Origin of the sequence: Microbacterium sp. 18062, from assembly GCF_902706225.1 — a bacterium.
GTDB lineage: Bacteria > Actinomycetota > Actinomycetes > Actinomycetales > Microbacteriaceae > Microbacterium.
In genome coordinates, this window is sequence record NZ_CACSKB010000009.1 from 78,815 (window position 1) to 88,862 (window position 10,048).

General features: G+C 69.6%; 10 protein-coding genes. All 10 read left to right on the forward strand.

Features of this window, described 5'->3' with window-relative positions; translation table 11 throughout:
• Positions 1-96: 96 nt before the first annotated feature.
• The 10 genes from dapA to GVL03_RS05380 all read left to right on the forward strand — a co-directional run bounded on the left by dapA (position 97) and on the right by GVL03_RS05380 (position 9,891).
• Positions 97-1,074: a 4-hydroxy-tetrahydrodipicolinate synthase gene (gene dapA, locus GVL03_RS05335; RefSeq protein ID WP_159499959.1), complete on the forward strand. Its 978-nt coding sequence runs from the start codon at positions 97-99 to the stop codon at positions 1,072-1,074.
• Between the two features lie 106 nt (positions 1,075-1,180).
• Positions 1,181-2,857, forward strand: a complete 1,677-nt coding sequence (locus GVL03_RS05340) for a ribonuclease J (RefSeq protein WP_159499960.1) — start codon at positions 1,181-1,183, stop codon at positions 2,855-2,857.
• A gap of 23 nt (positions 2,858-2,880) precedes the next feature.
• Positions 2,881-3,375, forward strand: coding sequence for a GNAT family N-acetyltransferase (locus GVL03_RS05345; protein ID WP_159499961.1), 495 nt, complete (start codon positions 2,881-2,883; stop codon positions 3,373-3,375).
• Between the two features lie 54 nt (positions 3,376-3,429).
• On the forward strand, positions 3,430-6,123 hold the full coding sequence (locus GVL03_RS05350; RefSeq protein WP_159499962.1) for a DNA translocase FtsK: 2,694 nt from the start codon (positions 3,430-3,432) through the stop codon (positions 6,121-6,123).
• Between the two features lie 27 nt (positions 6,124-6,150).
• Positions 6,151-6,735 (forward strand): CDP-diacylglycerol--glycerol-3-phosphate 3-phosphatidyltransferase, encoded by a 585-nt coding sequence (pgsA, locus tag GVL03_RS05355; protein WP_159499963.1) that lies wholly within the window; start codon positions 6,151-6,153, stop codon positions 6,733-6,735.
• On the forward strand, positions 6,725-7,267 hold the full coding sequence (locus GVL03_RS05360; protein ID WP_159499964.1) for a CinA family protein: 543 nt from the start codon (positions 6,725-6,727) through the stop codon (positions 7,265-7,267). The genes pgsA and GVL03_RS05360 overlap by 11 nt, the downstream gene beginning before the upstream one ends.
• 149 nt (positions 7,268-7,416) lie before the next feature.
• Complete coding sequence (locus tag GVL03_RS05365) at positions 7,417-7,725, forward strand: helix-turn-helix domain-containing protein (RefSeq protein WP_159499965.1); 309 nt, start codon at positions 7,417-7,419, stop codon at positions 7,723-7,725.
• A complete protein-coding gene (locus GVL03_RS05370) occupies positions 7,726-7,950 on the forward strand; it encodes a DUF3046 domain-containing protein (protein WP_159499966.1) in 225 nt (74 codons plus the stop codon). It begins immediately after the preceding gene.
• Between the two features lie 223 nt (positions 7,951-8,173).
• Entirely contained in the window at positions 8,174-9,226 is a 1,053-nt protein-coding gene (recA, locus tag GVL03_RS05375) for a recombinase RecA (protein ID WP_159499967.1), read from the forward strand.
• A 278-nt stretch (positions 9,227-9,504) separates the two neighbouring features.
• Complete coding sequence (locus GVL03_RS05380; protein WP_235038027.1) at positions 9,505-9,891, forward strand: regulatory protein RecX; 387 nt, start codon at positions 9,505-9,507, stop codon at positions 9,889-9,891.
• Positions 9,892-10,048: the final 157 nt, after the last annotated feature.

Consider the following 10,048-nt stretch of genomic DNA (forward strand, 5'->3'; position numbering starts at 1 on the left):
ACCGGCGACGGTTCGGGGCCCCGTCCGTTCGTCCCGAGTCCCATCGCGGCCGCATGACGGGCCGCCATGCACGGCCGCGACCGATAACCTGGGAGCATGACGCACACGGGCAATCCCTTCGGACAGGTGCTCGTCGCGCTCGTCACCCCGATGACGGCCGATGGCGAGGTCGACTGGCCCGCGGTCGAGAAGCACATCGACGACGTCATCACCTCCGGAGCCGACGGCATCGTGGTGACGGGCACCACCGGCGAGACGAGCACGCTGACCGATCCCGAGAAGCTGCGCCTCGTCGAGATCGGCAAGGACGTCGCGGCCGGACGCGCCAAGATCATCACGGGTGGCGGATCGAACGAGACCGCGCACGCGATCGAGCTGTACCGGGCGAGCGAGAAGGCCGGCGCCGACGGCATCATGATCGTCACCCCGTACTACAACAAGCCCACGCAGGCCGGCATCCTCACGCACTTCCGTCTCGTCGCGGACGCGACGGACCTGCCCGTGATCCTCTACGACATCCCCGGCCGCACCGGCGTGCCGATCAGGTACGAGACGATCCTGCGCCTCGCCAAGCACCCCAACATCCTCGCGATCAAGGACGCCAAGGGCGACTTCAGCGAGGTGAGCCGCGTGCTCAACCAGACCGAGCTGCTCTACTTCTCCGGCGACGACGCGAACGTGCTGCCGCACCTCTCCATCGGGGCGACGGGCCTCATCGGGGTGACGGCGAACATCGCCGCGGCGCCCTACCGCACGATCGTCGACGCCGTGAACCGCGGCGACCTCGCCGCGGCCACCGCCGAGCACAAGCGCCTCGAGCCGCTCGTGCGGGCGGTCATGACCCACGTTCCCGGCACGGTGAGCGCGAAGTACATCCTGCACGGTCTCGGCCGCATCTCGAGCCCGCGCGTGCGACTGCCGCTGGTTGGCCCGGAGGAGTGGGAGGCCGCCCTCATCGAGGACGAGCTCGCCCTCGTCGCCGACGTCCCCGGTGCGGACTTCTCGAACTTCCGCCCCGACCGCAACGCGGCCGCGGGCGGCGCTCTGCCGAAGGTGCACGGCACGACACGTTGACATCAGCTCGCCACGAGGCGAGCGCGAAGAGCCCGCACCGCGCGGGCGGCCGCCGGGAGGCGGTGAGGACGGATGCGGCGCCCCGCCGCACCCGGAAAGGCACGCCATGGCCACGACCCTGTACGACCCGCCCACCCTCGAGCCCGGAACGCTCCGTGTCACGCCGCTCGGCGGCCTCGGCGAGGTCGGGCGCAACATGACCGTCTTCGAGTACGAGGGCAAGCTCCTCGTGGTGGACTGCGGGGTGCTGTTCCCCGAGGAGCATCAGCCCGGCGTCGACCTGATCCTGCCGGACTTCGCCCCGATCCGCGGACGCCTCGACGACATCGTCGGCATCGTGCTCACGCACGGGCACGAGGACCACATCGGCGCGGTGCCCTACCTGCTCAGGCTGAAGAACGACATCCCCCTCATCGGGTCGGGGCTCACTCTCGCGCTCGTCGAGGCGAAGCTCAAGGAGCACCGGGTGAAGTCGTACACCCTGACGGTGAAGGAGGGGCAGCAGGAGCGGGTCGGTCCGTTCGACCTCGAGTTCGTCGCGGTCAACCACTCGATCCCCGATGCGCTCGCCGTGGCCATCCGCACCCCTGCGGGCATCGCGCTCGCGACCGGCGACTTCAAGATGGACCAGCTGCCGCTCGACGGTCGGCTCACCGACCTCCGAGCCTTCGGGCGCCTGGGCGAGGAGGGCGTGGACCTCTTCCTCGTGGACTCGACCAACGCGGACGTCCCGGGCTTCACGCCGCTCGAGCGCTCGATCGGCCCGGTGCTCGACCAGGTGATCGCGAAGGCGCCGCGCCGTGTCATCGTGGCGAGCTTCTCGAGCCACGTGCACCGTGTGCAGCAGGTCATCGACGCGGCTGCGGCCAACGGTCGCCGTGTCGCATTCCTCGGTCGCAGCATGGTCCGCAACATGACCATCGCGGAGAACCTCGGGTATCTCACGGTTCCCGACGGCGTGCTGATCGACTACAAGAAGGCGCGGGACCTCCCCGACGACCGGATCGTCTACATGTCGACCGGGTCGCAGGGCGAGCCGATGGCGGTGCTCTCGCGGATGGCGAACCTCGACCACGAGATCGAGCCCGGCCCGGGCGACACCGTGATCCTCGCCTCGAGCCTCATCCCCGGCAACGAGAACGCGATCTACCGCGTGATCGACGGCCTCACGAAGCTCGGCGCGAACGTCGTCCACAAGGGCAACGCGAAGGTGCACGTCTCGGGCCACGCCGCGGCCGGCGAGCTGCTGTACTGCTACAACATCCTGAAGCCGAGGAACGTTCTGCCCGTGCACGGCGAGTACCGGCACCTGATGGCGAACGCGAAGCTCGCCCAGGACACCGGGATCCCGCCCGAGCGCACGATCCTCGGCGAGAACGGCACGGTCGTCGACCTGAAGGACGGCGAGGCGAACGTGGTGGGCCAGCTCGACATCGGCTTCGTGTACGTCGACGGCTCGACGGTCGGCGAGATCACCGACGCGGACCTCAAGGACCGCCGCATCCTCGGCGAGGAGGGCTTCATCTCGGTCATCGTCGTGGTCGACGCGCAGACCGGGCGCATCATCACCGGGCCCGAGATCCACGCCCGCGGATTCGCGGAGCAGGACTCGGTGTTCGACGACGTCAAGCCGAAGATCGCGGCGGCGCTCACCGAGGCCGCGGGTCAGGGCGTGCGCGACTCCCACGCGCTGTCGCAGGTCGTCCGCCGCACGATCGGACGCTGGGTGAACCAGCGCCTGCGCCGCCGGCCGATGATCGTGCCGCTCGTGATCGAAGCGTGATCGTCGGGCGCTAGGATCTCGCCATGTCCGCGAGCTACCGCATCCGCTCCGCCGCGCAGGCCGACGGTGCGTTCCTCGCGGACATGGTGGTCGAGGCGGTGAACTGGCGAGCGGGCGGAGCGCGGCCGCGCCATGAGATCCTCGCCTCCGTGGAGCACGGACGCTACATCGCCGGATGGATGCGGCCGGGCGACGACGGGTTGGTCGCGATCGGGCCGCAGGACGAGCCGATCGGAGCCGCCTGGTTCCGGATGCTGCCGCGCACCGAGCCCGGTTTCGGGTACATCGCCACGGGGGTCCCGGAGCTGATCATCGGCGTGCGCCCGATCTGGCGTGCGCACGGGGTCGGGCGGGCGCTGCTGCGCCGGCTGATGGACCAGGCGCGTGCGTGCGGTTATGCGCGGCTGAGTCTGAGCGTGGAGCGGGGCAACTACGCCGTGACGCTGTACCGGTCGGAGGGGTTCGCGGTGACCTCGCCCGGCATCGGTCGCGACACGATGGTGGTGCGACTGCGGTGAGCTGTTCCCGCGTGCCTACCGCCCGACGTCGGATCCCGCGCATAGCGTGGGAGCATGGCCCGTAGTTCCGCCTCGACGCGCAGCGCCCCGACCAAGGGCGCATCGACCCGCGGGCGCAAGCCCGCCCCGGCTCCCAAGCGCTACGTCGGCGACGAGGAGAAGCCCTCGGTCGTCGTCCGTGCCTGGATGGCGCTCGCCCACCTGACGGGCGGTCTGTTCCGGACATTCGGCCCCGAGACGCTCGAGAAGGAGCAGCGCCGGGACGGTTTCCCCTTCCTGCTCGTGCTGCTGGCGGTCGCCGGCGCGGTGACGGAGTGGTTCTTCATCGGCGTCGAGGCCTCCGCGACGATCAGCGCCTACAGCGTCGGCGCCCTCGTCGGCCGCGTCGCCTTCGTGATGCCCGTCCTCCTCGTGATCCTGGCCGGATGGCTCTTCCGACACCCCTCCTCGGTGCACGACAACGGACGGATCGGGATCGGCTTCGCCCTCTTCGTCCTCTCGATCGCGGGCTTCTGCCACGTGCTGGGCGGGCGTCCGCAGCCGAGCTCCGGGCTTCCGACGCTCAGCGAGGCGGGCGGCCTGTTCGGGTGGATGGTCGGCGAGCCGCCCGCGATGCTGACCGAGATCGGCGCGTGCATCCTGCTCGCCGTCCTCGCCGCCCTCAGCGTCCTCATCCTCACCAAGACCCCGCCGAACCGCATCGGTCGGCGGCTCGGCGACCTCTACGCCTGGATGTTCGGTGCCGAGCGTCGTGATCCGGCGCAGGCGGTCGAGGCCGGGCCGCCCGCGTCGGTCGACGACGACCCGACCGAGTCGATCCCGTGGTGGCGGCGCAACAGGACGGGGCGCGAAGAGGATCCGGGTGCGCCCGCCGCCGGATCCCAGGACCTCACCGAGCTGCTGTTCTCCGACCAGCAGGCGCGCGGCGGCTTCGAGAAGGCCATCGAACCCGCCGTCCCGGTGCCGCCGCCGCTGCCGCCCGCGCCCGATGCGCTGACCGAGGTCATCGACCCGTCCGTCATCGCGGCCGCCGAACGCGCCGTCGCGGACGGCCGTGCCGCCGGCGGGCTGCAGGACGACGGCGACACGGGCCCGCAACCGGAACTGCCCGGCGTCGACGGCTACGGCAGCAGCGGCGACCGCTTGCCGCCGTCCGCGCCGTACACGCTGCCGTCGATGACGTCGCTCGCCCCCGGCTCGGTCCCGAAGGAGCGCTCCGAGGCCAACGACATCATCGTCCGCGCCATCATGGGCGTCTTCGAGCAGTTCGGCATCGACGCCCGCGTGACCGGCTTCTCGCGCGGCCCGACGGTGACCCAGTACGAGGTGGGGCTCGGTCCCGGCGTGAAGGTCGAGCGGATCACCGCGCTGACCAACAACATCGCCTACGCGGTCGCCTCGAACGAGGTCCGGATCCTGGCGCCGATACCCGGAAAGAGCGCGATCGGCGTCGAGATCCCGAACACCGATCGCGAGATCGTCACCCTCGGCGATGTCCTGCGCTCGACCGCCGCCCAGCAGGCGACCCACCCGATGACCATCGGCGTCGGCAAGGACGTCGGCGGCGGATTCGTGGTCGCGAACCTCGCGAAGATGCCCCACCTGCTCGTGGCCGGCTCCACCGGCTCCGGCAAGTCGAGCTTCGTCAACTCGATGATCACCAGTCTCCTGATGCGGGCGAAGCCGTCCGAGGTGCGGATGGTGCTGATCGACCCGAAGCGCGTGGAGCTGACCTCCTACGCAGGCGTGCCGCATCTGATCACGCCCATCATCACGAACCCCAAGAAGGCGGCCGAGGCGCTGCAGTGGGTAGTGAAGGAGATGGACATGCGGTACGACGACCTCGCGTCGTTCGGATTCCGTCACATCGATGACTTCAACAAGGCCGTCGTGGCCGGCCAGATCCAGCTCCCGGAGGGCAGCGAGCGCGTTCTCAAGCCCTACCCGTACCTCCTCGTCGTGGTCGACGAGCTCGCAGACCTGATGATGGTGGCCCCGCGCGACGTCGAGGACTCGATCGTGCGGATCACGCAGCTGGCGCGTGCCAGCGGCATCCATCTGGTCCTCGCCACCCAGCGACCGAGCGTCGACGTCGTGACCGGTCTGATCAAGGCGAACGTGCCGTCCCGTCTGGCCTTCGCGGTCACGAGCGTCACCGACTCGCGCGTCATCCTCGATCAGCCCGGCGCCGATCGGCTGATCGGGCAGGGCGACGGGCTCTTCCTGCCCATGGGGACGTCGAAGGCCGTGCGCGTGCAGGGCGCCTGGGTCAGCGAGATCGAGATCGAGAAGGTCGTGGCGCACGCGACCGGGCAGGCGCGGCCGGAGTATCGCGCCGACGTTCAGGCGGTCGCCGAGAAGAAGGAGATCGACGCGGACATCGGCGACGACCTCGAGCTTCTCCTCGCCGCCGCCGAGCTGGTCGTGTCGACCCAGTTCGGATCGACGTCGATGCTCCAGCGCAAGCTGCGCGTGGGGTTCGCGAAGGCGGGCCGGCTCATGGACCTGCTGGAGTCGCGCGAGATCGTGGGTCCTTCGGAGGGATCGAAGGCGCGCGACGTCATGGTGACCGTCGAGCAGCTGCCCGGGGTGCTCGCGCGGCTGCGCGGCCAGGACGTGCCCGCCGATCCGGGAACGGTGTCGGATCCGTACGGACCCGACGCGGTCTCGGCCCAGTTCGACGGCCATGAGGTCGTCGACGGCGACGAGGAGTCCGAGGACGCCTGGGGTCTGACCGGTCGCGACTGAGGGCCGCGACACGGATAGGCTCGGTGCGTGACGGTTCCCCGCCAGCTCCCCAACGCCATCACGATCGTGCGCATCCTCTGCGCCCCGGTCTTCGTCTGGCTCCTGCTGGCCGATGCCGGCGCCGACGGTCCGCTGAGATGGACCGCGGCGGCGCTGTTCGTCGTGGCGATCGCGACCGACGGCATCGACGGTCACATCGCCCGCACGCACGATATCGTGACGGATCTCGGCAAGCTGCTCGATCCGATCGCCGACAAGGTGCTCACCGGGTGCGCGTTCGTGGGCCTGTCGATCCTGGCCGAGCTCCCGTGGTGGGTCACGATCGTCGTGCTCGTCCGTGAGATCGGCATCACGGTCTACCGGTTCGTCGTCGTGAGCGACCATGTGCTGGCCGCCGCCTGGATGGGCAAGCTCAAGACCGTCGCCCAGGCGGTGGCGCTCTCGCTCGCCCTGCTGCCGCTCGCCTCGGTCGTGGGCGACTGGATCGGCTGGGTGAACACCGTGACCATGTGGATCGCGGTGATCCTCACGGTCGCCAGCGGCGTCGACTACGTGGTCAGCGAGGTACGGGCACGTCGATCGCGGGCAGCGGGGACCGGTCATGCAGCGTGACTCTCCCCTCGACGGATCCGCGATCGACGAATCGACCTCGATCATCCCGGGGCGCCGGACGGATGCCGAGCGCCTCATCGAGCGGCTCGGGGAGCTCGGGTGGACGGTCGCCGTGGCGGAGTCGCTGACCGGAGGGCTCCTGTGCGCCGAGCTCGTGACGGTGCCCGGCTCGTCCGCGCACGTGCGCGGCGGCATCGTTGCGTACGCGACCGATCTGAAGCAGTCCGTGCTGGGTGTGGACGGCACCATCCTGGAGCTCGACGGACCCGTCCAGCCGAAGGTGGCGCGGCAGATGGCCGAGGGGGTGCGCGACGCCCTGGCAGGCCGGTCCGGGCGTGTCGAGGTCGGCGTGTCGACGACGGGGATCGCGGGTCCCGCCTCGCCCGACGGTCAGCCCGTGGGCACGGTGTACGTCGGGGTGTCGACGCCGCTCGGCACTCGCGTCGAGCTGCTGCATCTCGACGGCTCGCGCGAGCAGATCCGTCACGAGACGGTGCGTCGCGCCCTGCGCCTCGTGCTGGAGGCCTTGTGAACGAGCCGGGAACAAGGCGCGTTACCACTCGGTTACATTCGGTGATTCTCACCCGTTCCACAGCGCTCGGGATTAGATTGTCAGCACGCGAGGTTGTACCGTTGTCCGCCCGGGACAGCGGCCGAGACGGTTAGAGGAGGGCACCCGACATGATCCTGGTTCGTCACGAAATCGGCGACGTCCTGCGCGACCTGCGCCTGCAGAAGGGTCGCACCCTCCGCCAGGTGGCCAGTCGGGCGAGCGTCGCCCTGGGCTATCTCAGCGAGGTCGAACGCGGCCAGAAGGAGGCCTCGAGCGAGATCCTCGCCTCGGTGGCCGAGGCTCTCGACGTCCCGATCTCAACGATCATGCGTGAGGTCTCCGACCGTCTCTCGGTCCTCGAGGGGCTCACCGTCTTCCCGGACGTCGTCCCCGACGAGCTCGTCGCGATGGCGTCGCCCGAGCTCTCCCTGCACTGAATGCGCCGCAGCGAGTTCGATCGAGCGGTCCGGGACGAGTTCGGAGCGCGCGGGCCGTCCCTGGTGTCCGATCTGGTGCTGTCCGCCGTCGGCGATCGCACCGCGACCGAGGCTCTCGCGGCGGGGGAGCCGCCCCGTGCCGTCTGGCTCGCGCTCTGCGCGGAGACCGACGTCCCCCTGGCGCGCCGACACGGTGCCGGTCGTCTCGAACCCCGCCGCTCCTGACGGCGTGTCGTCGAAGATTCGTTCGATCCGCGCATAGGCTCCTGCACAGACGGTGTCGATGACACGTCTGTCCACGGATGCGGTGGTTCCGACCTCGATGTCGGAGGCACTCCGTACCGTGGACAGCGTCGAACGACACCCCGCCTTGTCGCAGGATCCGCTCCCATCCCGAGCGGGACGCGACAGCCTACAGGCGACGGACCGCGAGCAGAAGGAGCATCACATGCCATCACCCGCCGACCGCGAGAAGGCCCTCGAATCGGCCCTCGCCCAGATCGACCGCCAGTTCGGAAAGGGCTCGGTCATGCGACTGGGCAGCGACGACCGGGCTCCCGTCGAGATCATCCCGACCGGCTCCATCGCGCTCGATGTCGCCCTCGGCGTCGGCGGTCTTCCGCGCGGACGCATCATCGAGATCTACGGTCCGGAGTCCTCGGGAAAGACGACGCTCACCCTGCACGCGATCGCCAATGTGCAGCGCGCGGGCGGTATCGCGGCGTTCATCGACGCCGAGCACGCGCTCGACCCCGACTACGCGAAGAAGCTGGGCGTCGACATCGACCAGCTCCTCGTGTCGCAGCCCGACACGGGCGAGCAGGCGCTCGAGATCGCCGACATGCTGGTGCGATCCGGCGCCATCGATCTCGCCGTCATCGACTCGGTGGCGGCTCTCGTGCCGAAGGCCGAGATCGAGGGCGAGATGGGCGATTCGCACGTCGGTCTGCAGGCGCGCCTCATGTCGCAGGCGCTGCGCAAGCTGACCGGTGGGCTCAACCAGACGAACACCACGATGATCTTCATCAACCAGCTCCGCGAGAAGATCGGCGTGTTCTTCGGCTCGCCCGAGACCACCGCCGGCGGAAAGGCGCTGAAGTTCTACGCGTCGGTCCGCCTCGACATCCGTCGCATCGAGACGCTGAAGGACGGCACGGATGCCGTCGGCAACCGCACTCGCGTCAAGGTGGTCAAGAACAAGATGGCGCCGCCCTTCAAGCAGGCCGAGTTCGACATCCTGTACGGCACCGGCATCTCGCGAGAGGGCAGCCTGATCGATTTCGGGGTCGAGCACGCGATCGTCAAGAAGTCCGGCGCCTGGTACACCTACGACGGCGAGCAGCTGGGCCAGGGCAAGGAGAACGCGCGCAACTTCCTGCTGAAGAACCCCGACATCGCGGCGGACATCGAGCAGAAGATCAAGACGAAGCTCGGCATCGGCGTTCCTCGGGGCGCAGATGCGCCCGTCGAGGACGAACTGGCTCAGCGTCGTCCGGCGTGACCGTGAGCGGACGCGACGGGGGCGAGTCGGAGCGGCTCGCCCCCGTGACCAGGCTGTTCGGCGGCTCGACATCGCATGAGCCGTCCGCGGACGCGGCGGGTTGGCATCCGACTTGGCGAGAGGATCCGTCCCCTGTCGCAGCCTCCGGTCTCCCGGACGACATGCGGGAGCCCGGTGACGGTCCCGGCGGGGATTCTGGCGGGGGTGTCGAGCTCGCGGAGAGGAATCTCCTCCGAAAGCTGCGGACGCGTTCGCTCTCCGAGCAGGAGGCACGGGCCGTGCTCGGAGCGACGGCGATCGCGTCGGATCAGTCCGATGCGATCCTCGACCGGATGCGTCGACTCGGCTATCTCGACGACAGGACTCTCGCCGAGCAGATCGTCCACGCGGGTGTCGATCGGCGCGGTCAGGGCCGGCAGGTCATCGCTCAGACGCTCGCGAAGCGCGGCGTGCCGCGCGACATCGCGGCGGCGGCTCTCGCCGAGATGCCCGATGATGATCTCGAGCGCGCTCTCGAGTTCGCGCGGCGCAAGGCCGCCTCGATCGGCGGGCGGGACGATCAGGCGGCGCTGCGACGGCTGGTCGGACAACTCTCGCGACGAGGGTATCCGTCGAGCGTCGCGATGAGCGCCGCCCGCCGGGCTCTGGACGAGATCGGGGCCTGAGGCGGGTCGGGCGCGGGTCAGCTGCCCCGGGGTCAAGTCCCGTGGCGTGGTGTCACTTCGGTTGTTCCTGTGATGGATGGGGTCAGGCGGTGAGGTGGAGCTCGGGACGGGCGGGTTCTGCGTGGTCGTGGAGGGTGTGGATGAGTTTGCGCATGGA